The sequence below is a fragment of the Amycolatopsis iheyensis genome (assembly GCF_024703995.1).
Lineage (GTDB): Bacteria > Actinomycetota > Actinomycetes > Mycobacteriales > Pseudonocardiaceae > Amycolatopsis > Amycolatopsis iheyensis.
In genome coordinates this window covers 96,523-118,850 of sequence record NZ_JAMXQV010000006.1, presented here as the reverse complement: position 1 = coordinate 118,850, position 22,328 = coordinate 96,523, and the positions used below count along the sequence as shown (strand labels likewise).

Here is a 22,328-nt window from a genome sequence, read left to right as displayed (position 1 = left end):
ACGGGGCGCGCCGGCGAACCGGCGCGCCCCTCGGACGGGTTTTACCCTTGTTACGCCTGGCTTTCCGCGGCCAACCGCACCGCGACGTCGATGATCATGTCCTCCTGGCCGCCCACCAGCGCCAGCTCCCCGCACCGGCGGAGGATCGCCTGCGCCGGCACCCCGTACCGCTCCGCCGCGCGCTCGGCGTGCAGCAGGAAGCTCGAGTACACCCCGGCCCAGCCCTGCACGACCGCGTTGCGGTCCATCTTCGGCCAGCGGTTCAGGTACGGGCGCACGACCTCCTCGGCCGCGTCGAGCAGGCCGCCGACGTCGAGGCCGGTCGAAATCGCCAAGCGATCGAACACCGCCGCCAGGACCTCGGTCGGCGAGTTGCCCGCGCCCGCGCCGAGCGCGCACAGCGACCCGTCGATGTAGCGGACGCCGGCTTCGTGGGCCAGCACCGAGTTCGCGACGCCGAGGCTCAGATTTTGGTGCCCGTGGTAGCCGACCCAGGCCGTGTCGCCGACTTCGGCGACCAGTGCTTCGAAGCGCGCGCGGGCTTCGTGCATCAGCAACGCGCCCGCGGAGTCGGTGACGTACGCCGTCTGGCAGCCCGCGTCCACCATGATCCGCGCCTGCTTCGCCAGGTCCTCCGGCGGTGTCCGGTGCGCCATCATGAGGAACCCGGCCGTCTCCATGCCCAGCTCGCGCGCCAGCCCGAAGTGCTGCGGCGAGACGTCGGCTTCCGTGCAGTGCGTTGCCACCCGCACCATCTCCGCGCCCGCGTCGAACGCGCGCTGCAAGTCCTCCGCCGTGCCGATGCCGGGCACGAGCAGCACGGCGATCTTCGCCTGCTTCGCCTCTTCGCGGGCCGCGGCGATCAGCTTGAGCTCGTCGACGGCGGAGAAGCCGTAGGTGAACGACGAGCCGCCGAGGCCGTCGCCGTGGGTCACCTCGATCACCTCGACGCCGGCGCCGTCCAGCGCGCGCACCGTGTCGCGCACCTGCTGTTCGGTGAAGTGGTGGGCCATCGCGTGACTGCCGTCGCGCAACGTCGTGTCGACGATCCGGACGTCGTGCTTCAGTTCCGGGCGGGCGGCAGCCATCGATTCGTTCGCAAGCTCACTCATGCCGGGACCTCCTGCTTCGCGCGCGCCATCAGTTCGCCGACCCGGGCGGCCGCGGCGGTCATGATGTCGAGGTTCCCGGCGTAGTCCGGCAGGTAGTCGCCGTTGCCGCGGACCTCGAGGAAGATCCCGACCCGGGCATGGCCGTCCCAGTCCTCGCGCGCGTCGTCGAACTGGGGATCGGCGCGCAGGGTGTAGCCGGGGACGTACTTCTGGACTTCGGCGACCATTTCGTGGATCGACGCCGTGATCGCGTCGCGGTCGGCGTCGAGGCCGATCGCGCAGAACACCGTGTCACGCATGATCATCGGCGGCTCGACCGGGTTGAGGATGATGATCGCCTTGCCGCGCCCGGCGCCGCCGATCTCGGCGACCGCCTGGGACGTGGTGCGGGTGAACTCGTCGATGTTGGCCCGCGTGCCCGGGCCCGCGCCGCGCGAGGCGACCGACGCGACGATCTCCGCGTAGGGCACCGGCGTCACCCGGGACACCGCGTGCACCATGGGGATCGTCGCCTGGCCGCCGCAGGTGATCATCGAGACGTTCGGGGCGTCGAGGTGCGCGCCGAGGTTCACCGGCGGGCACACCATCGGGCCGAGGTGCGCCGGGGTGAGGTCGACCGCCTGGATGCCCGCCTCCTCGTAGCGGGGCGCGTTCGCGGCGTGGGCTTTCGCCGACGTCGCCTCGAACACCAAGTCCGGCAACGGATCCTGGCGCAGCAGCCAGTCGACGCCCTCGGCGGACGCCGCGATCCCTTGCGCACGGGCGCGTTCGAGCCCGTCGGACTCGACGACACCGACCACGTAACCGACTTCGAGAACTTCGCTGCGTCGCAGCTTCGCCAGCAAATCGGTGCCGATGTTGCCGGGGCCGACGATCGCCGCCATCACGGGAGCCATGACTCCGACGGTCGCACCGACGGCGACGGCTGGGACAGTGTTGTGTTCCGGCCAGTGGAACGTGCCGCCACCAGCGCCCCGACGACGGCGACCACTCCCCCACACGTCATGACGGCCGGCGCCGAGACCGCGTCGACCACGAAGCCGCCGGTCAGCGCCCCGGCCGACAGCGTCGCCTGGAAGGAGGCGGTGAACAGGACGGTCGCCGCCTCGGGCGCGTCCGGCGCCGCGCGGGCGAACCACGCCTGGGAGCACCGCGGGACCGCGCCGTAGGCGACGCCCCAGACGACGAGCACGGCGAGGGCGCCGATCGGGCCGACATGCGGCAGGACGATCGTCGCCGCGGCGATCAGGGTCGCCGCCACCGCGAAGTTCAGCCGGCGCAGGAAGGTGCCGGCGATGCCGGCCGCGCCGTAGACCAGCAGGTAGAGACTGATGACGTCCGGCGCGACGACGTCCCGCAGGAGCGGGGTGAGGTAGGTGTAGGCGCCGAAGTGGGCCAGGACGACGAGGAAGGTCACGAGCAGTCCACTTCGGACACCCCGGCGGCGCAGCAGTCCACTGAGGACTCGGAGGTTCGTGGCCTCGTTCGCGGGCAGGGGCGGTGTGCAGACGAGGAGGGCGACGGCGGCGCCGAGGCTCAGGACGCCGAGGAGGGCGAACGCCGTCCGCCAACCCGCGAGGTGTCCGATGAAGGTGCCGAGCGGCACGCCGAGCACCGAGCCGAGCGGCACCGCGGAGAAGATGACGGCGGTGGCCTTCGCGGCGGCCGCGGGCCCGACGAGCCGGGGCGCGAGGCCGGAGCCGATCGACCAGAACCCGCCGATGACGAGACCGACGAGGAACCGGGCGGCGAGCAGGATGGTGAAGGAGGGCGCGGCCGCGGCGAGGAACCCGGCGGCCGCGAGCAGGCCCATGAGGACGACGAGCATGAGCCGCCGATCGAGCCGCCGGGTCACGACGGTGACGACGGGCGCGGCGACGGCGGCGACGAACCCGGGCACGGTCATGGTCCACCCGGCGGTGCCGGAGGGCACCCCGAAGCCGGCGGCGATCGGGTTCAGCAGGCCGATGGGCAGGATTTCGGTGGTGACGATGGCGAAGATCCCGACGGTCACAGCCGCGACGGCGGGCCAGCGTGCGTTCATGATCCCCAGTAGACCGGCGGTCGGCAGGCGGGCGCTGGCAGGTTCGCGACGACTCCGTGGCGCCGGTTTGATCGACTCCGGTTCGGGGCAGCTTCGGGAAAGGAGCCGACCGAGGAGGTCCGATGGCTGAGCAGAACCGTTGGCACGTCATCCCCCGCACGGCCCCGCTGTGCTGGCTCAGCCTGGCGGCGGGGGTGCTGCTGGTGGTGTCGAGCATCATCACGTTGACCACAGCGGCGGCGCGGGTGCCGGTGCTGGAGGTGATCGTGGCGGTGGCCGGGGTGGCTTTGGTCGTGCTGGCGGGTGTCGGCTTGGCACGACCTGAGCTGCGGGGGCGCTGAGGTCAGCGCGGGCGCCGCCGCGTTGTCGTACGGCGGTGCGTTGTCGTCGACTTCTTCGTCGTGGTCGCCGTCGGCGTATGGGCCCTCGTCTGGGTTGACGTCGGTGTCGTGGTCGTCGTCACCGGGGAGTCCGATGTGGAGGGCGCCGGTGCGGTCGTCGCCGGCGTCGGCGGCACCACCCGTCCGCTGCCCGACCCGCCGCCGGCGCACGAGGCGAGCACCACCGCTCCGACCGCCACCAGACCGACCCACCACATCCGCACGAGCCGGACGTTAACAGCCCCGCCCCGCCGGAACCGGCGAAACGGAGAAACCGGCCGGGTCCCGCGGCGGCGGCGGGGCCCGGCCGGCAAGCTCTACAGCTCCTGGTGGTCCGCGTGCGCCACCGCCGCCTCGCGGACCGGGCGGCCGTCGGTCACCCGGAAGTCGTCCACCGCGTCCAGGACGAACGTCGGGGTCTCCGCCGCCTTGTCCGCGCGACAGTGGTGCACGTCGAGGTCGGCGACGTCGCGGACCACGTACGCCGGGCGGGTGTCCGTCGCGCCGAACTTGACGTCCACGTTGTCCAAGCTGATTCCGCGGGCGTGCCTGATGAAGAAGCCGTACGCCGGCAGCGTGCCGAACATCGACGGCTCCGGGTACGCCGTCTCCAGCTCCGGTGGGTTCTGGACCGCGTCGGCCGGGGTCAGGCCGCCCGCCAGGTGGTGGCGGATGTTGCTCAGCTTGACGTCTTCGATCGGGTGGCCGGGGATGCCCGCCAGGCACGACGGGTAGCGCGGGTCCGCGTTGTACGCCGTCACGTCGCTGATGCTCACCCGGCGCAGGAACCCGACCGGGAGGCCCGCCGGCCCGCGCATCCGGGCGCCCAACCGCAGGAACAACGGCATCTGGACCTCGCGCATCGTCAGGTTGCTGATCGTGACGTCCTCGAGCCACCCGCCGTCCACCGTCTCCAGCGCCAGGCCGCGGCAGTGTTCGAAGATCACGTTGGAGATCGCGATGTTGCGGAAGCCGCCGTTGGCCTCCGTGCCGAACTTGACGCGCCCGGTGCGCCCGTAGGCCGCCGTCTTGAACGTGCCGTCCACCAGGGTGCCGAGGTCGTAGCCGCTGACGAAACAGTTGTCGATGGTCACGTTCTCGGTGTCGCGCACGCGGTTCAGCGCGTACGAGCTCTTCAGCACGATGGCGTCGTCGTTGGGCGAGTTCACCGTGGTGTTGGCGATCCGGACGTTCTTGCAGCAGTCGATGTTGATGCCGTCGCGGTTGGTGTCGATCACCAGTCCGTCGATGCGGAAGTTGTCGACGCCGGTCGGGAGGATGCCGAAGTGCCCGCCGTTGACGATCGTGATGTCGCGGATCGCCACGTTGCGGCACAGCTTGAGCGCGATCGCCTTGTTCCCGTTCAGCGGCGCCGACTCCGCGCTGCCCCCGGCGACGAGGCCCTTGCCGTCGATCTTGCCCGGCCCCTCGATGGTGACGTTCTCCAGGTTCTCGCCCCAGATCAGGCTGTTGTGCCAGTGGCTGTGCCCGAAGTCCTGGTACGGGTTGCCCGCGCCGGGCTCGGCCGGGTCGTACCCCTTGCCGCCGGCCGGGGCCGCCGCGAGGATCGTCGCGTTGGCCGCCAGGTACAGCGCGACGTTGCTCTTGAGGTGGATCGAATAGCTCGCGTAGGTCCCCGCCGGGAAGTACACGGTCCCGCCGCGGTTCGCGGCCGCGTCGATCGCGTGGTTGATCGCGGCGGTGTCGATCGTGCGCCCGTCGCCCTTCGCGCCGAACTTCGTGACGTCGAAGAAGCGGCCTGGCACGCCGTCCTCCGCCGCACCGGCGGCCGGAGGTCCGATGAATGGCAGCGCGGCACCTGCCGCAGCTCCCCAGGTGACCGCCCGGCGGCGGCTCATCGCTTCACCCATCGATGCTCCCTTTCCTGGCCACGACGAAAGCACCGCGCGGTGCTTCCGACGGCGGATCGGGAATGCGCGAATTCAGGCTAGGAGCAAGTGATCGGATGAGTCAAGCGCGGCCCCTGCCGGAGCAGGGGCCGCGCTCTTCAGTCCAGCACCTCGCGGACGGTGCCCGCGGCCACCGTCAGGCGGCCCTCGCGCATCGCGAACCCGAGGCCCGGGCTCATCGCGACCGGCTGGCCGAGCTCCACCGTCAGCGAAGCCGCCGCACCCGGCCGGACCTGCGTGACGCCCTCGTCGAGGGTGACCACGCCGACGACGTCGCTGGTGCGGAAGTGGAACTGCGGCCGGTAGTTCGCCGCGAACGGCGTCCGGCGGCCACCCTCGGCGGCCGACAACACGTGGACGTCCGCCCGGAACCGCGTGTGCGGCCGGACGCTGCCCGGCAGGCAGACGACCTGGCCGCGCCGGACCTCGCCGCGCTTCACCCCGCGCAGCAGCACCGCCGCGTTGTCACCCGCCTCGGCGCGCGCCATCGGCTTGCCGAACGTCTCGAGCCCGGTGGCCACAGTGGACACCGCCGGGCCGAGCCCGATCACCTCGACCGCGTCGCCGACCTCGAGGGTGCCCCGCTCCACCGCGCCGGTCACGACGGTGCCGCGGCCGGTGATGGTCAGGACGTTCTCGATCGGCATGAGGAACGGCAGGTCGAGCCGCCGCGGCGGGATCGGCACGTGCTCGTCGACGGCGGCGAGCAGGTCGAGGACACGCTGCGTCCACACCGGGTCACCCTCGAGCGCGCGCAGCCCGGACACCCGGACCACGGGCACGCGCTCGCCGTCGAACCCGTAGCGGGTGAGCAGCTCGCGCACCTCGAGCTCGACCAGGTCGAGCAGGTCCTCGTCCTCGGCGAGGTCGGCCTTGTTGAGCGCGACGACCACGTGCTCGACGCCGATCCGGCGCGCCAGCACGACGTGCTCACGCGTCTGCGGCATCGCGCCGTCCTGCGCCGAGACCACGAGCACCGCGCCGTCCAGCTGGGCCGCGCCGGTGATCATGTTCTTGACGTAGTCGGCGTGCCCCGGCATGTCGACGTGCGCGTAGTGGCGCGTCGGCGTCTCGTACTCGACGTGCGCGATCGTGATGGTGATGCCGCGCTCGACCTCCTCCGGCGCGCGGTCGATGCGGTCGAAGGCGACGTAGTGGTTGGCGCCACCGGGCTCCTGCTCGGCGAGCACCTTGGTGATGGCGGCGGTGAGCGTCGTCTTGCCGTGGTCGACGTGCCCCATCGTGCCGATGTTCAGGTGCGGCTTCGTCCGCACGTACTGCTGCTTGGTCATGAGATTTCCCTGTGCTGGAAAGGAATGCGCGAAACCGGGCGAGCGCGTCGACCCTCCCCCGGCGGTTCCGCGGCAGGACAGGGGAATCGGGGAAGGGTCAGCTTCGAGCGCCGGTCAGCCGTGCCGAACGGGCGCTCGGCAGGGACAGGCCTGCGAGCGTCGCGCGATCGGACACGGGGAACATGAGCGGAAGGGTGTCACGCCCGCCGGGGCGGTGTCATCCGGTTTTCCGCGGCCGCATGATCAGCGCCGCGACGTGGTACACGCACGGGTCGGCACCGCGATTGGCGTAGGAATGCGGTGCGTCGGCGGGAAAGTAGACCGAGTCGCCCGCCCCCAGCACGTACTCCGCCGCGCCGACGCCGAGGTGCAGCGTGCCCGCCTCGACCGCGACGAACTCGTGCGATCCCGGTGCGTAGGCGGGAAAAGTGCCCGCGTCGCACCGCGGCGGCAGCGTCGTGCGGATCCACTCGAAGTTGACGCCGGGCACCACCGGGGTCAGCACCGTGCGGTGCCAGCCACCCGGCTCGGCGACGTGGTCCTGCTCGGCGGCGCGGCGGACGATCACCCGGTCCGTCTCGAGGTCCGCGAGCAGCCGCGACAGGGACAGCCCGAGGCCGTCGGCGATCCGCGACAGCACCACGACGGTCGGCGTCTTCTCGCCGCGTTCGATGGCCGACAGCATGCTGACGCTGACGCCGGCTTCCTTCGCCAGTGCGGTCAGGGCCAGGCCGCGATCGGCGCGGAGGTCGTGCAGCCGGCGGCCGAGGAGCACGGGATCAAGCATTCCACTATAATACTGGTCATGTCCACTATAGAGGAAGCGGCGGAGGCGCACGCCGAGGGCATCGCGGCTGTCTTCGCGCCGTACGTCACCGGCTCGGTCGTCACGTTCGAGACGACGCCGCCGACCGCGGCGCAGTGGCGGGCGAAGATCCGCGAGAGCGAGCTGCCCTTCCTCGTGCTGACCGAGGCGGACGTGGTGCTCGGCTACGCGTTCGCGGCGCCGTGGCGGCCGAAGCCGGCGTACCGGTTTTCGGTGGAGACGACGATCTACCTCGCGCCCGAAGCGGCCGGGCAGGGCCACGGCCGGCGGTTGCTGGACGAGCTGCTGAAGCGCTGCGGCGAAGCCGGAGCCAGGCAGGCGATCGCGGTCGTCGTCGACTCGGGCAACCCGGCGTCGCGGAAGCTGCACCACGCGGCGGGGTTCGCCGAAGCGGGAGTGCTGCGCCGCGTCGGGTTCAAGGAGAACCGCTGGCTCGACACGGTCCTGATGCAGCGCGAACTCGCCTAGCGGGACTTCGCCCGCAGGTGCAGCCGCTCCCCCTGCTTCCCGAACAGGCTCAGGATCTCCGCCGGCCGCCCGACCGCGCCGAACCAGTGGGGCAGCCTCGTGTCGAACTCCGCCGCCTCGCCCGGGCCCAGGGTCAGGTCGCGGTCCGCCAGGATCAGGCGCAGCCGGCCCGACAGGACGTACAGCCACTCGTAACCCTCGTGGACCTGCGGATCCGGCTCGCCCGTCTCCGGCTCGAGGATCATCTTGAACGCCTGGGGCGCGCCCGGCTGGCGGGTCAGCGGCAGGACCGTCATCGTCGCGCCGTTCGCCCTCGGCAGCCGGCGGGCGGTCAGCCGGACGCGCGGGTCACCGACTTCCGGCGCGCCGACCAGCTCGTCCAGCGGCACCTGGTGGGCCTGGGCGATCGGCAGCAGCAGCTCGAGGCTCGGCTTGCGCTGGCCGGACTCCAGCCGCGACAGCGTGCTCTTCGAAATGCCCGTCGCCGCCGAGAGGTCGGCCAGGGTGACCCGGCGCTGGGTGCGGACCCGCTTGAGCCGCGGGCCGACCTCCGAGAGGGCCTGGGTGATGGCGTCCGTCATGCCTCCAGGAAACGCGCTCGTCCCGGAAACGGCAACATTTGTTGTCGAAATCGCGAAGGCGGGCTCATGGTGGCGGCATGACCGAAAACAGCTATGACGTCCTGGTGGTGGGAGGTGGCGCCGCGGGCCTGAGCGCCGCCCTGATGCTCGGCCGCGCGCGTCGGCGCGTCGTGGTCGTCGACGGCGGCTCGCCCCGCAACGCACCTGCCCAGCACATGCACGGTTTCCTGTCCCGCGACGGCCTGCCGCCGTCCGAACTCCTGAAGATCGGCCGGGAGGAGCTCGCCGGCTACGGCGTCGAGATGCTCGAAGACCAGGTGAGCGCGCTCGAACCCGGCTTCACCGCGCGGCTCGCGAGCGGCCGCGAGCTGACCGCCCGGCGCGTCCTGTTCGCCACCGGCGTCCACGACGACCTGCCGGACATCCCCGGCCTCCGCGAAAGCTGGGGCACCGACGCGGTGACCTGCCCGTACTGCCACGGCTACGAGGTCCGCGACCAGCCGCTCGGTGTGCTCGGCACCGAGCCCGCGAGCGTCGAGCACGCGCTGCTCGTGCGCCAGTGGTCGCCGGACGTCGTGTACTTCGCGCACACCGCACCACCGTCCGAAGCGGACCGCGAACGCCTTGACGCGCGCGGGATCCGTGTCGTCGACGGGACGGTGACGGCGGTGCGGCGGGAAGCCGGCCACCTCACCGGGGTCGAGGTCGGGACGCGGTTCGTGCCGCGGACCGCGTTGTTCCTCCGCACCGAGACCGTCCCGCACGACGACCTGATGCGCGGGCTCGGCTACGAAGAGACCGACGCGATGGGCAAGACGAATGTGCCCGGGCTCTGGGCGGCCGGGAACGTCGTCGACGCGCGGGCGACCGTCATCATCGCCGCGGCCCAGGGCGCGGCCGCCGGCGGCGCGCTCAACCACGACCTCGTGGGCGAAGACGTCCAGCGGGCGGTGGACGCGCACAGCGGCTTCACGCCGACGGCGGAGCGCGCGGCCGCGGCGGCACGCTGACGTCCTGGCGTTCGGCCGCCGCGCGTGCCAGGCTCGGCGGGGTGCGTCCCACGTTGTACGAATTCGCCGGCGGCGAGCCCGCGTTCCTCGCGCTGGCCGCCGCCCACCACGAGCGGTGCCTGGCCGATCCGGAGCTGAACCACCCGTTCTCGCACCCGGGGCAGCACCCGCGGCACGTCGAGCGGCTGGCCCGGTACTGGGCGGAGGTGCTGGGCGGCCCGCCATTGTTCTCGAAGGAGTGCAGCGACCACTCGGCGATGCTGCGGATGCACGCCGGCAACGGCGACATGAGCGACCTCGGCCGCCGGTTCGTCGAGTGCTTCGTGCGGGCCGCGGACGACGCCGGGCTGCCCGCCGATCCCGAGTTCCGCGCCGCGCTGCGGTCCTACATGGAATGGGCCGTCGCCGAGGTGCTCACCTACCCGGGGCCCGCCGAAGACGTCCCGCGCGGGCTCGCGATGCCGCGCTGGTCCTGGGATGGGCCGCTGTACCAATCCGACCAAAAGTAGGCCGACCTGACGCGGCACGTAACCGTTGCCGCAAAAGTGATTCGGCCGTGGCTGTGGTCGGATTGGTACCGATCGGCACTGTAACGCCTGGGGCACCCGCCGCGTCTTGTGAGCAACGACCGGCTGTGGAGGTCCGTCGCAGAGCCGGTCCGGGCGCGTTTCCCCCCAACCCGCCCGGGCCGGCTCGTCCACGACGGCCGATTCCCGCGAGCGCCGAGACCACGGCCCGGGCCAAGCTGGACGCCATGCTCCTCGACCGCTTCCTGCGCGCGAGCGCCGGCTTCGAACACCACCTGCGTGCCGTGCGGCCCGCGGGCTGGGCCGCACCCACCCCGTGCGCCGATTGGGACGTGCGAGCGCTGGTCAACCACATGACCCGCGGCAACCTCAACTACATCGGGCTCCTCGCCGGCGCCACTCGCGAAGAGTTCCTGGCCCGGCGCGACGCCGACGCGCTCGGCGACGACCCGGTCGGCGCGTACACCGAGTCGGTGCGGGCCTGCGCCCGGGCGTTCGCCGAGGCCGGCGCGCTGGACCGGGTCGTGGACTACCCGCTGGGCGAGCTGACCGGACGGCGCGCGCTGGCCGTCCGGACCGCCGACAGCGTCGTGCACACCTGGGACCTCGCCCGCGCCCTCGGCGCCGACGACACGCTCGACCCGGCACTCGTCGCGTGGCTCGACGAAAACCACGGCGGCGTCTTCGCGGGGCTGGCGCTGACCGACCGGGTCTTCGCCGCACCACCGCCCGGCGCACGCGGCGACTCCCGCCAAGACCGGCTGCTCAGGCGGTTCGGCCGCAACCCAGCCGCGCCGCCAGCTCGGTCAGCGCCCGCCCCAGCGGCAGGTCGACCCGCACCGACGCGAAGCGGTCGCCGCGGGTCTGGCCGTGGTTGACGATCACCACCGGCTTGCCCGCGTTCGCCGCGTGGCGGACGAACCGCAGGCCCGACATCACGGTCAGGGACGAGCCGAGCACGAGCAGCGCGCCGGCGGCGTCGACCAGCCGGTAGCACTGCTCGACGCGGGGCCGCGGCACGTTCTCGCCGAAGAACACGACGTCCGGCTTGAGCACGCCCTCGCACGCCGTGCAGGGCACCAGGCGGAACCCGCGGACCACGTCTTCGGCCAGCTCGACGTCGCCGTCCGGGTTGATCCGGGTCGCTTCGCCCTCGAAGTCCGGGTTGGCCGCCCGCAGCCGCCGGTCCAGCTCCGCGCGCGGGCTGGTGCGGCGGCAGTCCAGGCAGATCACGCGGTCGAGGCTGCCGTGCAGCTCGACCGCGTCGGCGGTGCCCGCGGCCTGGTGCAGGCCGTCGACGTTCTGGGTGATGACGCCTTCGAGGTAGCCGCCCTCGCGCAGGGCGGTGACCGCGCGGTGGCCGTCGTTGGGGTCGGCGCGGGCGATGGTGCGCCAGCCGAGGTGGCTGCGTGCCCAGTACCGCTGCCGCCCTTCGGCGCTGGTGACGAACTCGTCGTAGGTCATCGGCGTGTGCCGGCGCAGGCTGCCGGTCGCGCCGCGGTAGTCGGGGATCCCGGACTCGGTGGACAGCCCGGCGCCGCTGAGCACCGCGACGCGGCGCCGCGCGACGACGTCGGCGAGCTCGTCGAGGCTGGACGTCCGCGGCAGCGGCGCGTCCGCCGAGGTCCAGGTCAGGGTCGGGCGGGTCCGCACTCGTCCAGCGTACGTGGGCCGGGCAGGTGCTTTTCGAACCAGTGATCGGCGTAGTGCTCGTCGTTGAACGCGGTGACCTCCCGGTAGCCCGCCGCGCGGTAGAGCCCGATCGCCTCGCCGAGGGAGCGGTTCGTCTCCAGCCGCAGCGTGCGGACGCCGCGGGCCGCCGCGTGCGCCTCCAGTTCGCCGAGCAGCCGCCGGCCGAGGCCGAGACCGCGGGCCGAGGGCGCCACCCACATCCGCTTGATCTCGGCGGGCGCGTCGCCGTGGAACTTCAGGGCCCCGCACCCGATCGGCTCGGCGTGCAGCGTCGCCACGAGCAGGACGCCGGCGGGCGGGGTCATCTCGGCGTCCGCGGCGGAGATGCTGAGCTCGGGGTCGAAGCCGTCGTCGAAGCGCCGGGCGAGCTCGGCGAAGTAGGCACGCAGGCAGAACCGGGCCGCGGCGTCGCCGGGCGGGCACGGCGCGACGTCGACCGCCGAGGCCGTCAGGAGCCGCTCGACCTCGGCCATCGCGGTGACGAGCCGGGTGCGCTGCTTGCCGGAAAGCGGGGTCAGCAACGCGGCCGCGGCGTCGTCGGAGAGCTGGTCGAGGGTGGCGCGTTCGGCTCGCCCTTCCTCGGTGAGCCGCGCGGTGCGGACGCGGCCGTCGGCGCCACTGCGCTCGACGCGCACCAGCCCGGCCTCCGCCAGCGCCCGCAGGAGCCGGCTCAGGTAGCCGGAGTCGAAGTCGAGCTTTTCCCGCAGCTACCCAGCGGGCGAAGGCGTCCTCGAGGAGAACCCGCGGCAACGCCCCGCCCATGCGGCGGAGCTCGCCGCCGACCACGAGTTCCAACGGCGGTTCGGCCGTGTGCGTCCTCGCGACATCCGGTCCGGGCGCCGCTGGGGCGCGTGGGTCAGCCGCCGAGCCCGTCGCCGTCCACAAAGGACTCAAGCAGGCCGGTCAGGCGGGTGTCGCCGCGGCCGTTGAGCTCGTCGGAGGCGATCCGGCGGGCCACTCCGGCGAGGAAGTCGGCGACCTGGACGCGGGCGTCGGAGCGCGAGTCGACGAAGCGCACGCCGGCCAGGCGGTGGCCGAGGACGACCTTGAGCTGCAGCACGCGTTCGGCGGTCAGGGCGAGCTGCTCGTCGTGGACGAGCGCGACCGGAGTTCCGTCCGCGCTCCAGTGCCGCACGGTGTGGATCACGGCGGGCACCAGCGGGTCGAGCACCGGGACCAGCCCGGGATCGGCCGCCAGCCGGGCCCGGTAGGCGGCCACCCGCTCACCGCCGTCGCGCAGCAGCCCCAGGATTTCCCCGGCCTCGCCCGGGGTCCGGGCGAGCTCGCCGGCCAGAGCGAAGAACTCGGCCGCCGACGTCGTCACGCCGCGTCGCGGGTTCAGCCGGACGACGCTGGTGAACGCGGCCAGGAAGTAGGCCCAGCGGTCGGCGCCGAACGCGGCCGGGCCCGCCCGGTGGAGGGTGCGGGCCATGGCGTCGGTGCCGTTCTCGGCCAGCAGCACGACCGCGGCCCGGACGGCGAAGAACGTCTTGCCGGTGAGGTGGACGTGCCCGTGGCCGGCGAGCGGGCCGCCGGGGTCGAGCAGCCACTCGAGGATGGGCCGGTGCTTGGCGCGCAGGAGGTGGTTGGCCTTGTACTCCTCGGCGGGCGAACCGATCCGGGCGCGGATCTCGCGGACGCAGGCTTCGGCGGCCTCGGGCGTCAGCCGGATCCCGGCGTGGGCGAAGACGTCGGTCTCGCCCCCGACGAGGTTCTCGCCTTCGGAACCCGACTCGTCGCAGGCGATCTCGACCGGGTTCACCCACCCGATGGTGCCAGACCGCCCGCCCCGCGGCGACCGATTAGCCGGCCGTCCTCGGTGAACTGACGCAGCAGGGAGAACGCCCGCGGCGAAGGTCCGTGGTCCTGCAGGAAGCGCAGCCGGGCCAGGGCCTGCTCGACGTCGGGCCGCACACCACGGCGCACCCACCACAGGGCGGTGGCGGGCTGCCGCGTGGACGCGAACCACTCGCGGCGCCGAAGCAGGGCGTGCCCGTGCGCGCTGCGGTAGACGAACTGGTGCAGGCTGCGGTAGTCCCGCCAGACGGAGACGTTCACGACGACTTCGACCCCGGCGGCGGTGGCCAGGACGGCGTGCCCGGACGCGGCCCCCAGCCGCCAGCGGAACCCGGGCGAGGCCTCGGCGAGCTTGGCGACGGCGTCGAAGGCGTTCGCGAAGCCGGCCATCGCCGGGTCGTCGAGGGGCGCGCGCGGGACCGCGATGTTCACCTGCGCGAGCTCGGCCACCGCACCACCGTAGGCGCAGCGCGGTCACAGTTGGGCCACAGCGGCTAACGACCAGGCCGGCTCCGGTGACTCGCGAAGAGCAAGTGTTCCAGGGAGGCGCCGATGGCCACCGACAACCGGCGGGCCCGGCTCGCGCTCACCGCGGCCGTGGTCGTCCTGCTCCTCGGTGCCGTGGGAGTCCTTGTGCAGCAACGGTTCTCCCCACCGGACAGTCCGGGTGGAACACTCACCGCCGGCGGGATCGAGGTCGACGCGCCCGCCGGGGCCGGGGTGCGGCCGGTGCCGGCGATCGCGGTGCCGATGACGCGCGGCGTCGGCGACGGTGTCGAACTCGGCTTCGGCAGCGGGCGGCCGCGGGTGCGGATCCCGGTCGCCGCGGCGCCGTCGCCGGGGTTCGTGCCCGTGCTCGTCACCGCGGGTGGGACCCGGCTCGCGCCCGCCCGGTTCGACGGCCGGCGTGTCGTCGCGGACGTCGACCGGCCCGGCGCCTACTGGGGCGGGCTGCTCGACCTCGCCGCGCTCGCCCGCGCTGTCGTGCCGGATCCCGGGCCACGACCGGAGTGCGCGGGACGCGCCTCGAGTGCCGGCGGGGTGACCGTCGAGCCGGGTCCGGCGAGACCGGTGTGGACCTGCGTGAGTGCCGGCGACGGCCGCGCGAGCATCACGCTGATCTCGCACGCGCGCGTGCCCTACCGGCTCACCCTGCCGCCGGGCTGGCCCGAACCGGCCGCCCGGACCACGGCCGCGGCCACCTCCCCCGTGCAGCTGTTCGGCCGCCCGCGTCAGCGGGACCTCCTCTGGCCCGGGTCCACCGAGACCTTCGACGTCCCCTTCGCGCGGCTGCCGGCGAGCATCCGCGGGGACGCCGAACCCGGCCCCGCGCTCGGCGTGGCGCTGGCTTCGGTGGCCCACCGCGCGGCCGCGCTGTTCGGGCTGACGACCGCCCCCGAGCCGGCCCCGGACGTGCTGACCTGCGCCGCGGACGCCGGTGCCGGCGCGGCCGACGCCTGGGCGGCCCTGCGGCCGTGCCACCTCGACGGCGGCGACGTCGTGCGCGGCCTCCTCACCGCCGGGATCGGTCCGGTGACCGGCGCCTTGGCCCTGACCGGCCCCGCTTTCACGGTGGCGGTGACGATCAGCCGCGCGCAGCGGTTCACGCAGACCGTCGAGTACCGGCCGGGCGCCGGGCGGCCGACCGCCCGCGTGACGGGCCGCTGCGACGCCGTGTCCGCGGTGACCGGCCGCCACGACGCCTACCGCTGCTCGGCCGCTGGTGTCACGTACGATCCGTGCTTCGCCGAGACGGGCCCGCGGGTCGTCTGCCCGACGTCGGCGACGAAGGCCGTGCTCCTGACCCACCCCGGCGCCCTGCCGGCGCCTCCGGACCAGGGCGGGACGGCCGATCCCTTCCTGCTGACCCTGGAGAACGGCCAGCAGTGCCTCGCGGTCGGCGCGGCGCCGGACGTCCGGTACGCCTGCGCGGACGGGCGGACCGTCCTGCGTGGCGCACCGGACACGTCGAATCCACTGTGGACGATCGAGGCACGGACGATCGCGAAGGCCTACACCTAGGTGAGGACGATCTTGCCGCCGGTGACCTTGACCGTCTTCTTCTCCAGGGGCTGCGCCGCCGGACCGTTGGCCACCAAGCCGTCGGCGATCTTGAACTTGCTGCCGTGGCAGGGGCAGTTGATCGTGCCGCCGGTGACCGCGTCGACCGTGCAGCCCTGGTGCGTGCAGATCGCCGAGAAGGCGGCGAACGTGCCCGCCTCGGGCTGGGTCACCACCACTTGCTGGTCCGCGAACACCTTGCCGCCGCCCACCGGGACGTCGGCGGCCGCGCCGAGCTCGGTCCCGCCCGCCGCCTTGGGTGGCTGAGCGGCCGGCGGCGGGCTCGCGGCGCCGCCGTAGGTGCTGCAGCCGGCGACCAGGCCCAGGCCCGCCGCCGCGATCGCCGTCCGCCTGGCCACCGTCGGCTCCAGGTCGTCGTTCCGCGTCATCGTCCGTCCCCCCTCAGAACGTCAAACCCGACTGGGTGAAGAACCACAGCGACGCGCTCAGCCACAGCCCGACCAGGGCGGTGAAGACCAGCCCGCCGACGACCGGGAGCGACCAGCCGGGCGCGCCGTTCTTGCGCAGCAGCAGCATCTTCGCGACGAACACGCCGTAGAAGAAGCAGCCCAGCAGCGAATGCAGCAGCACCCGCGTGTCGAACGACTGGAACCCGAGCGCGTAGAGGCAGTGCAGCGCGACCGGGATCGAGACGAGGAACGCCAGCCGGCCCGACCAGCGGTGCACCGGCGCGACCCACGCGGGCGCGGCGCCACCGAGCTTGCCGTACATCTTCAGCGCCGAGAGCAGCTGCACGATCGCGAGCACGACGACGACCGTCGCGAGCCACGCCTTCACCGACTGCGTGCTGGAGAAGCCCGCGAGGTTCACCGCGACGCCGGTCGGGGTGTGCAGGCTGCCGTAGACGCCCAGCACCACCGCGACGACGGCGCCGACCACGAGCGGGACCAGGAGCGCGACCGCGGTCCGGTTGCTCGCCGTGGTCATCAGAAGTCACCGGTCCCGGCCAGGCCGCTGATCGGCTCGGCGGTCACCGGGGCGCCGTCGACACTCGCCCGGCCCGCCGCCGCGTCGAGCACCGGAGCGGCGACGGAGTCCTCGTCGGTGGTGAGGATGCCGACCTGGCTGCCGTCGGGCTGGACGATCCAGCCGACCTTCGCGGTCTTGCCCTTCACCTTCGGCGTCGCGCGGTAGAGCCCGGCGGGCTTCTTCGCCGTCGGGGCGGTGAACTGCCACGTCCGGCCGGCCGCGGTCACCGACCCGGTGACCGCGGTGGTGTCGAAGCTGCCGGTCAGGCTGGCGTTCTTTGCGCCCTTGAGATTCAGCTTCCCGCCGGTCGTCACGCCTTGGAGCCACGCCTCGACCTTCTTGCCGTCGCACAGGTACGCGATGGCGTACCCGTCGCGCACCGACACCGCGACGGACGCGCCGCCGCCGACGACCCGGCCGGCGTAGTCCGCGCGGGCGGGCGCCGCCGGCGCTTCCGGGGGTGCTGCTTTCGGCGCTTCCGCCGGTTTGGTCGTCGCGGGTGGCGCGCCGGCGGCGCCCACCGCGCTCGCGGCCCCGGCGACCGGCGGCACGCCGGTCCCCGTCACCGCCGTGACGATGCCGATCCCGCCGGCGAGCACGACGCCCGCCAGCAATGTGACCAACGGCCCTGGATGTTCCATGGTCTTCCCCGCATTCCCCTGACCCACCACCGTGCCCATAACACGGGCGTCGAGCCGAAGCGGCTCAACGCTACGCGTGGAAAAGAGGTATCGCTTAGCTCCTGCAACCGGTTCGGCGTGGTTGACTGGCGGCATGCTGCCCTGGGACGGCGACTTCGCCGGCCGGCTCGACCGGCACACCGTCGAATCCACGCTGCTGCGCGGGAACCCGCTCGGCGACCCGCACGAGCGTCCGCTGTGGGTGTACGTCCCCCCGGGTTACGACGACGGCGACGAGCGGTACCCGGCGGTGTACGTCATCCAGGGCTACACCGGGCACCTGGCGATGTGGGCCAACCGGACGCCGTTCCGCCGGCCGTTCGTGGAAACGGCGGACGCGGTGTTCGCGAACGGCGCACCGGGCTGCGTCGTGGTGTACGTCGACGCGTGGACGGCGTACGGCGGCTCACAGTTCGTCGACTCGCCGGGCACCGGTCGCTACCACTCGTACCTGTGCGACGAGATCGTGCCGTGGGTCGACGAGCACTACCGCACGATCCCGGACCGCGAGTCCCGCGCGATCACGGGCAAGTCCTCGGGCGGCTTCGGCGCGATGATCACGCCGATGCTGCGCCCGGACCTGTTCGGCGCACTGGCCACCCACGCGGGCGACTCGCTGTACGAGCTGTGCTACGTCCCGGACTTCGGCGCGGCGGTCCGCGCCCTGCGCAAGTACGACCAGGACATCCAGGCGTGGTGGGCGGACTTCCACACCCGCCCGGCGTTCACGAAACCCGAGGACCCGACGCTGCTCCAGCTGATCGGCGTCTCGGCGTGCTTCTCACCGGCCCCGGACGGCACCCCGGAGCTCCCGTTCGACCCGGCGACGGGCGTGCTGAGGCCGGAGGTGTGGCAACGCTGGCTGGCCTGGGACCCGGTCCGGATGGCACCGGACCACGCCGAGGCGATCGCGTCGTTCCGCGCCGTGTGGATCGACGCGGGAACGAGCGACGAGTACTACCTCGACGTCGGGGCGGAGGCGTTCCGGGCGGAGGTCCTGAAGGCCGGGTTGCCGGCGGAGCGGTTGTACTTCGAGCTTTTCGACGCCGGCCACGGGGCGATCGACTACCGTTATCCGCTTTCGTTGGCCTGGCTGGCGGAGAGGTTGGCTCGCTGAAGCTCGTCGAAGGTCAGCACCGCGACTTCGGCCGGGTTGGTGATCGCCTCGAGCTTGCTTTTGGTGACCGGTTTCGGGGTGACGAGGTATGCCTCGGCCGCCTCCCCGGTTTCGACGGCCTTCGCCAGCTTGTCGATCCTCGCCTGCAGCGCCGCGGCCGTCGGCTGGCGCAACCAGTGCGCCGTTTCCAGCGCGATCCGGTGCCCGTCCCCGAAGTCGGCCAGGTAGTCGACGTCCGGCCGGTCGTCGACCATCTGCGCACCCTCGTCGGCGACCCGGGCCCGAACCTCCTGGTCGAACCGCTTGCCCGCCACCCGGCGCAAGATCTTCACCAGCCGGTCGGTGGACGTCGCGATGGTCGCCTTGCCGAGCTGATCCTGCTCGACCACCGCGTCGGGCGGGGCGTAGAGGATCACTTCGCCGCGAGGGTTCAGCTCGGCGAATTCCTTCACGACCGCCGGGGCCGTACCCGCGATGACAACGGCGTCGAACGCGCCGCTGCGCCACAGCTGTCGCGCGACCCGCTTGTCGTCTTCGGCGACGACGGTGAAGAGCCGGGCCACGGCGTCCCGTTCGTAGGCGGGTGCCTTGGGGCCGGCGTCCAGCCAGAGCACCTGAGCGAGTGACGGGCCATCCGCAGCCGGTACGCCACTGGACCGGACGACGCAGGTCGCTTCGTCCTCCCCTTCCTGGCCGGCGGCGTTCAGGGTTTTCTCCTGGACGAGCCGGGTGACCGCGCCGTCGACCTTCGTCAGCGCCTCCACCAGGCCACGCAAGGTCTCGGCGGCCGGGACGGCGAACTCGGCCTTCGCGCCGCCGAACTCCAGGATCTTCAGCTGGTGGATGAACGGCGTGAACAGCAGCACGGCCAGCAGCAGTGCCGTGGTCTCGTCGGCGTGGAGACCACCGGACTCGAAGAAGGTGAGTACGACGACGGCGGCCCCGGCGAGCACGAAGACCGCGACGATGGCCGCGGCGACCAGCACCCGCGCCGACCGGCGCTTGGTTTCCACGCCCTCGAGCTTGCCGACCGCGACCTGGACCTCGCGCAGCGTCTTCGCGACCGTGTCGAGTTCTTCGTTCATCGGGTCACCTCGTCACGGCCGGCAGTTACGTCCGGGATGTCTCGATTCGCCTACGGGCTACGCTCGGCCGCATGGTCACCGAGCGCGATCTGGTTCTCCCCGACGGCCGCACCCTGCACCTCTACGACACCGGTGGCCCCGCGCGGCTCACCGTGCTCTGGCACCACGGCACCCCCAACCTCGGCACGCCGCCCCCGTTCCCCGCGGCCGGGATCCGCTGGATCTCCTACGACCGCCCGGGTTACGGCACCTCCACCCCGACGCCGCGCCGGACCGTCGGTGACGCCGCCGGGTGGGCGACCGCCGCCGCCGACGCGCTCGGCGTCGGGCGCTTTGCCGTCATGGGGCACTCCGGTGGCAGCTCCCACGCCCTCGCCACCGCCGCCCTCCTGCCGGACCGGGTGGTCGCCGTCGCGAGCCTGGCCGCCGTCGCGCCCTTTCACGACGATGGGTGGTTCGACGGGATGGCCAGTCCCGGGGCGTTGAAGGCCGCCACCGCCGGGCGGGCGGCCAAGGAGGAGTACGAAGCCGGCGCCGAGTTCGATCCGGCCGTCTTCACCGAGCGGGACTTCGCCGCCCTCAAGGGTTCCCAGTCGTGGCTGGACGACGTCGTCCAGGGGGCGCTCGCCGGGGGGATCGGCGGGCTCGTCGACGACGACCTCGCCTACGTCTCGCCGTGGGGCGCCGATCCCGCGCGGATCGCCGCGCCCGTGCTGCTCCTGCACGGCGACGACGACCGGATGGTCCCCGCCCACCACAGCGCCTGGCTCGCCGGCCGGTGCCCGCGTGCCGAATTGCGGCACGCACCCGGCGACGGGCACCTCTCCGTGCTCGGCCACGCCGCCGACGCCCTCGCCTGGCTGTCCGATCAGGACACCAGCGCCAGCGAAGCCACCGCAGGTGCCATGTAGATCAGCGGGAACGCCAGGTGCCCGTACGACCGCGCGCGGGCCACCGTGACCATCGCCCCCAGGAAGTACAGGACCAGCCCGATCGCCGCCGCCACGCCGATCGGGCGGACGACCAGGCCCGCGAGCAGCCCCACCGCGCCGGCCGCCTTGGCCGCGCCCAGCCACGGCCACCACGCCTGCGGCACGCCGTAGGAGGTGATCGGCTCGACGACCCACTTCGCCCGGGTGAAGACCGAAACGGCCGAGAACCCGGCCAGTGCGGCGCCGACGAGCGTGACGATCAGGTATGCGGTGGACATCGGAGCTCCTCCGGGACAGCGCGGACGCCGGGGTTCCGGGTCCGTCACCGCCTCGACTCCGGGTTCGGGGACGATGTGACAAGCCGTGACGACGGTCACACCACGATCGGAACCCACAGCTCGATGTGCCCGTGGCGCCGGTAGTACTCGACGAGTGGCCGCTCCTTCGCCACCGCGGCCACCCGCCGGAGCTCGGCCATGCCGTCGGCGATGCGCCCGTAGATCACTGCCGGGTCGCCGAGCAACGCGCCGCGCAGGTACCAGCCGCCGGGCAGCACGCCGGTGGCCAAGCCCAGGTCTTCGTCGCCGGGCTTGACCGGCGTGCAGACGGTGTAGGTGCCGGCTCGTTCGTCGACGCGCGCGAACATCCGGCGCCCGCGCAACCCCACCACCCGTTCGAACGCCGGCCAGAGCGCCTGGATCGCCGGCAGTTCGTCGGCCGCCGTCTGTTCCACCACGGCGACGTTCGCCCGCCGGATGCGGGTGGGTGGCGCGTGCAGGACCGAAGTCGTCATCGGCCGAGCCAAGCACACGCCACCGACAGTTTTCAGGGCGCGCGCACCTCGTCCGGCGTCCGGTCCGGGCGCAGCCCGCGCCACGCCGTGTGGCGCAGCCGCCGGTCCGGGGTCACCCGGCGGTAGACGACTTCGCCGACGAGGGCCGGCTCGATCCAGTGGGCGCCGCGGGCTCGCTCGCGCGGCACTTCCGTGGCGAACGGGCTCGCCGCGCGCGCCAACGGCGTCAGCACGTCCCGGAGGTGGTCGAGCGCGTCGTCGGTGAAGCCGGTGCCGACGTCGCCGAGGTAGACCAGCGAGCCGTCGTCGTCGTAACCGCCCAGCAGCAGCGCGCCGAGCGTGCCCGCGCGACGCCCGGCGCCGGTCCGCCAGCCGCCCAGGACCACCTCGCGCGTCTGCGTCAGCGCGCGTTTGGTCCACAACGGCGAACGCGCGCCGGGCAGGTACGGCGCGTCCAGCCGCTTCGCGACGACGCCCTCGATGCCGTGCTCGCGCGCCGTCGCCAGCAGCTGGTCCGGCGACAGGTCGGCGCGGGTGTAGAAGGGCGGCACGACGAGCCGGCCGTCCGCGGGCCGCAGCAGTTCCGCCAGCAGCTCCCGCCGCTGCTCGTAGGGCCGGTCCAGCAGCGGCTCGCTCCCGATCCGCAGCAGGTCGAACGCGAAGTAGACGACCGGCACCTCGGCCCGCAGCTTCGCGGTCGGCTCGTGCATCGCGCGCCGCTGCATCAGCTCGAACTCCGGGCGGCCGGCCGCGTTCAGCGCGACGACCTCGCCGTCGAGCACCGCCGCGTGGCCGCCGAGCGCCGCGCCGAAGACGTCGCGCAGCTCGGGATAGCGGTGGGTGTGGTCGCTGCCGCTTCGGCTGGTGATCCGGGCTTCGCCGGTGTCCGCGACCCGGGCACACCCGCGGAAGCCGTCCCACTTCCACTCGTAGCCGTGCCCGTCGTCGTCCGGGAGAGGTCCGTCGACGGCCAGCATCGGCGCCACGGCGTCCGGAATCGTCACCCGTCCAGTGTGGAGCACGGGCCGCGG

The 22,328-nt window shown here is 73.0% G+C and carries 26 protein-coding genes; 8 read left to right on the top strand and 18 right to left on the bottom strand.

Annotation, left to right across the window (positions count from 1 at the left end; translation table 11 throughout):
- Positions 1–50: 50 nt before the first annotated feature.
- From dmpG to M8542_RS12955, 3 genes are read right to left on the bottom strand one after another with little or no spacing between them, the layout of a single operon-like run.
- Positions 51–1,112, bottom strand: coding sequence for a 4-hydroxy-2-oxovalerate aldolase (gene dmpG / locus M8542_RS12965; protein ID WP_257920359.1), 1,062 nt, complete (start codon positions 1,110–1,112; stop codon positions 51–53).
- Positions 1,109–2,008 (bottom strand): acetaldehyde dehydrogenase (acetylating), encoded by a 900-nt coding sequence (locus M8542_RS12960; protein WP_257920358.1) that lies wholly within the window; start codon positions 2,006–2,008, stop codon positions 1,109–1,111. The genes dmpG and M8542_RS12960 overlap by 4 nt, the downstream gene beginning before the upstream one ends.
- The gene (locus M8542_RS12955; protein WP_257920357.1) at positions 1,996–3,156 is read right to left on the bottom strand and encodes an MFS transporter; all 1,161 of its coding nucleotides are present in this window, start codon (positions 3,154–3,156) and stop codon (positions 1,996–1,998) included. The genes M8542_RS12960 and M8542_RS12955 overlap by 13 nt, the downstream gene beginning before the upstream one ends.
- A gap of 122 nt (positions 3,157–3,278) precedes the next feature.
- Here M8542_RS12955 and M8542_RS12950 point away from each other — a divergent pair, with 122 nt between their 5' ends.
- Positions 3,279–3,497: a hypothetical protein gene (locus M8542_RS12950; protein ID WP_257920356.1), complete on the top strand. Its 219-nt coding sequence runs from the start codon at positions 3,279–3,281 to the stop codon at positions 3,495–3,497.
- 356 nt (positions 3,498–3,853) lie between these two features.
- On the opposite strand, the gene M8542_RS12945 is transcribed toward M8542_RS12950, so the two are convergent.
- The 3 genes from M8542_RS12945 to M8542_RS12935 form a co-directional block, all read right to left on the bottom strand.
- Complete coding sequence (locus M8542_RS12945) at positions 3,854–5,407, bottom strand: rhamnogalacturonidase (RefSeq protein ID WP_257920355.1); 1,554 nt, start codon at positions 5,405–5,407, stop codon at positions 3,854–3,856.
- Positions 5,408–5,544: 137 nt separating this feature from the next.
- The gene (gene tuf / locus M8542_RS12940; RefSeq protein WP_257920354.1) at positions 5,545–6,738 is read right to left on the bottom strand and encodes an elongation factor Tu; all 1,194 of its coding nucleotides are present in this window, start codon (positions 6,736–6,738) and stop codon (positions 5,545–5,547) included.
- Positions 6,739–6,955: 217 nt separating this feature from the next.
- Positions 6,956–7,525 carry a helix-turn-helix domain-containing protein gene (locus M8542_RS12935; RefSeq protein WP_257920353.1) on the bottom strand — a complete coding sequence of 190 codons (570 nt, stop codon included), beginning with the start codon at positions 7,523–7,525 and terminating at the stop codon, positions 6,956–6,958.
- A gap of 18 nt (positions 7,526–7,543) precedes the next feature.
- On the opposite strand from M8542_RS12935, the gene M8542_RS12930 reads away from it, so the two are divergent.
- Entirely contained in the window at positions 7,544–8,032 is a 489-nt protein-coding gene (locus M8542_RS12930) for a GNAT family N-acetyltransferase (RefSeq protein WP_257920352.1), read from the top strand.
- On the opposite strand, the gene M8542_RS12925 is transcribed toward M8542_RS12930, so the two are convergent.
- Positions 8,029–8,613 (bottom strand): helix-turn-helix domain-containing protein, encoded by a 585-nt coding sequence (locus M8542_RS12925; protein ID WP_091388678.1) that lies wholly within the window; start codon positions 8,611–8,613, stop codon positions 8,029–8,031. The two genes, M8542_RS12930 and M8542_RS12925, sit on opposite strands and share 4 nt — an antisense overlap.
- A 77-nt stretch (positions 8,614–8,690) precedes the next feature.
- On the opposite strand from M8542_RS12925, the gene M8542_RS12920 reads away from it, so the two are divergent.
- The 3 genes from M8542_RS12920 (at position 8,691) to M8542_RS12910 (ending at position 11,028) form a co-directional block, all read left to right on the top strand.
- The gene (locus M8542_RS12920) at positions 8,691–9,623 is read left to right on the top strand and encodes an NAD(P)/FAD-dependent oxidoreductase (protein ID WP_257920351.1); all 933 of its coding nucleotides are present in this window, start codon (positions 8,691–8,693) and stop codon (positions 9,621–9,623) included.
- 41 nt (positions 9,624–9,664) lie between these two features.
- Positions 9,665–10,132 (top strand): group II truncated hemoglobin, encoded by a 468-nt coding sequence (locus M8542_RS12915; protein ID WP_257920350.1) that lies wholly within the window; start codon positions 9,665–9,667, stop codon positions 10,130–10,132.
- Positions 10,133–10,377: 245 nt separating this feature from the next.
- Complete coding sequence (locus M8542_RS12910) at positions 10,378–11,028, top strand: TIGR03086 family metal-binding protein (RefSeq protein WP_257920349.1); 651 nt, start codon at positions 10,378–10,380, stop codon at positions 11,026–11,028.
- Here M8542_RS12910 and M8542_RS12905 read toward each other — a convergent pair.
- The 4 genes from M8542_RS12905 to M8542_RS12890 form a co-directional block, all read right to left on the bottom strand.
- Entirely contained in the window at positions 10,916–11,803 is an 888-nt protein-coding gene (locus tag M8542_RS12905; protein WP_257920348.1) for an NAD-dependent protein deacetylase, read from the bottom strand. The genes M8542_RS12910 and M8542_RS12905 overlap by 113 nt on opposite strands.
- The gene (locus M8542_RS12900; protein WP_257920622.1) at positions 11,782–12,549 is read right to left on the bottom strand and encodes a MarR family winged helix-turn-helix transcriptional regulator; all 768 of its coding nucleotides are present in this window, start codon (positions 12,547–12,549) and stop codon (positions 11,782–11,784) included. The genes M8542_RS12905 and M8542_RS12900 overlap by 22 nt, the downstream gene beginning before the upstream one ends.
- A gap of 149 nt (positions 12,550–12,698) precedes the next feature.
- Complete coding sequence (locus tag M8542_RS12895; RefSeq protein WP_257920347.1) at positions 12,699–13,604, bottom strand: DUF3800 domain-containing protein; 906 nt, start codon at positions 13,602–13,604, stop codon at positions 12,699–12,701.
- The gene (locus tag M8542_RS12890) at positions 13,601–14,089 is read right to left on the bottom strand and encodes a DUF3291 domain-containing protein (protein WP_257920346.1); all 489 of its coding nucleotides are present in this window, start codon (positions 14,087–14,089) and stop codon (positions 13,601–13,603) included. Before M8542_RS12890 ends, M8542_RS12895 begins: the two co-directional genes overlap by 4 nt.
- Positions 14,090–14,191: 102 nt before the next feature.
- On the opposite strand from M8542_RS12890, the gene M8542_RS12885 reads away from it, so the two are divergent.
- Positions 14,192–15,661: a hypothetical protein gene (locus M8542_RS12885; RefSeq protein WP_257920345.1), complete on the top strand. Its 1,470-nt coding sequence runs from the start codon at positions 14,192–14,194 to the stop codon at positions 15,659–15,661.
- On the opposite strand, the gene M8542_RS12880 is transcribed toward M8542_RS12885, so the two are convergent.
- The 3 genes from M8542_RS12880 to M8542_RS12870 are packed head-to-tail and all read right to left on the bottom strand — an operon-like array spanning position 15,658 to position 17,313.
- The gene (locus M8542_RS12880; protein ID WP_257920344.1) at positions 15,658–16,089 is read right to left on the bottom strand and encodes a Rieske (2Fe-2S) protein; all 432 of its coding nucleotides are present in this window, start codon (positions 16,087–16,089) and stop codon (positions 15,658–15,660) included. The two genes, M8542_RS12885 and M8542_RS12880, sit on opposite strands and share 4 nt — an antisense overlap.
- Before the next feature lie 13 nt (positions 16,090–16,102).
- Positions 16,103–16,648: a DUF6529 family protein gene (locus tag M8542_RS12875; protein WP_257920343.1), complete on the bottom strand. Its 546-nt coding sequence runs from the start codon at positions 16,646–16,648 to the stop codon at positions 16,103–16,105.
- Positions 16,648–17,313 carry a hypothetical protein gene (locus M8542_RS12870; RefSeq protein WP_257920342.1) on the bottom strand — a complete coding sequence of 222 codons (666 nt, stop codon included), beginning with the start codon at positions 17,311–17,313 and terminating at the stop codon, positions 16,648–16,650. The genes M8542_RS12875 and M8542_RS12870 overlap by 1 nt, the downstream gene beginning before the upstream one ends.
- A 151-nt stretch (positions 17,314–17,464) precedes the next feature.
- Here M8542_RS12870 and M8542_RS12865 point away from each other — a divergent pair, with 151 nt between their 5' ends.
- Positions 17,465–18,487, top strand: coding sequence for an alpha/beta hydrolase (locus M8542_RS12865; RefSeq protein ID WP_257920341.1), 1,023 nt, complete (start codon positions 17,465–17,467; stop codon positions 18,485–18,487).
- Here the strand turns inward: M8542_RS12865 and M8542_RS12860 are convergent.
- Positions 18,442–19,572 carry a hypothetical protein gene (locus M8542_RS12860; protein ID WP_257920340.1) on the bottom strand — a complete coding sequence of 377 codons (1,131 nt, stop codon included), beginning with the start codon at positions 19,570–19,572 and terminating at the stop codon, positions 18,442–18,444. The genes M8542_RS12865 and M8542_RS12860 overlap by 46 nt on opposite strands.
- Positions 19,573–19,643: 71 nt before the next feature.
- Here M8542_RS12860 and M8542_RS12855 point away from each other — a divergent pair, with 71 nt between their 5' ends.
- The gene (locus M8542_RS12855; RefSeq protein WP_257920339.1) at positions 19,644–20,483 is read left to right on the top strand and encodes an alpha/beta fold hydrolase; all 840 of its coding nucleotides are present in this window, start codon (positions 19,644–19,646) and stop codon (positions 20,481–20,483) included.
- Here M8542_RS12855 and M8542_RS12850 read toward each other — a convergent pair.
- The 3 genes from M8542_RS12850 to ligD all read right to left on the bottom strand — a co-directional run bounded on the left by M8542_RS12850 (position 20,441) and on the right by ligD (position 22,301).
- Positions 20,441–20,782, bottom strand: coding sequence for a DoxX family protein (locus M8542_RS12850; RefSeq protein WP_257920338.1), 342 nt, complete (start codon positions 20,780–20,782; stop codon positions 20,441–20,443). The genes M8542_RS12855 and M8542_RS12850 overlap by 43 nt on opposite strands.
- 95 nt (positions 20,783–20,877) lie before the next feature.
- Entirely contained in the window at positions 20,878–21,297 is a 420-nt protein-coding gene (locus M8542_RS12845) for a hypothetical protein (RefSeq protein ID WP_257920337.1), read from the bottom strand.
- 32 nt (positions 21,298–21,329) lie between these two features.
- Complete coding sequence (ligD, locus tag M8542_RS12840; protein ID WP_308210259.1) at positions 21,330–22,301, bottom strand: non-homologous end-joining DNA ligase; 972 nt, start codon at positions 22,299–22,301, stop codon at positions 21,330–21,332.
- Between the last annotated feature and the right edge of the window lie 27 nt (positions 22,302–22,328).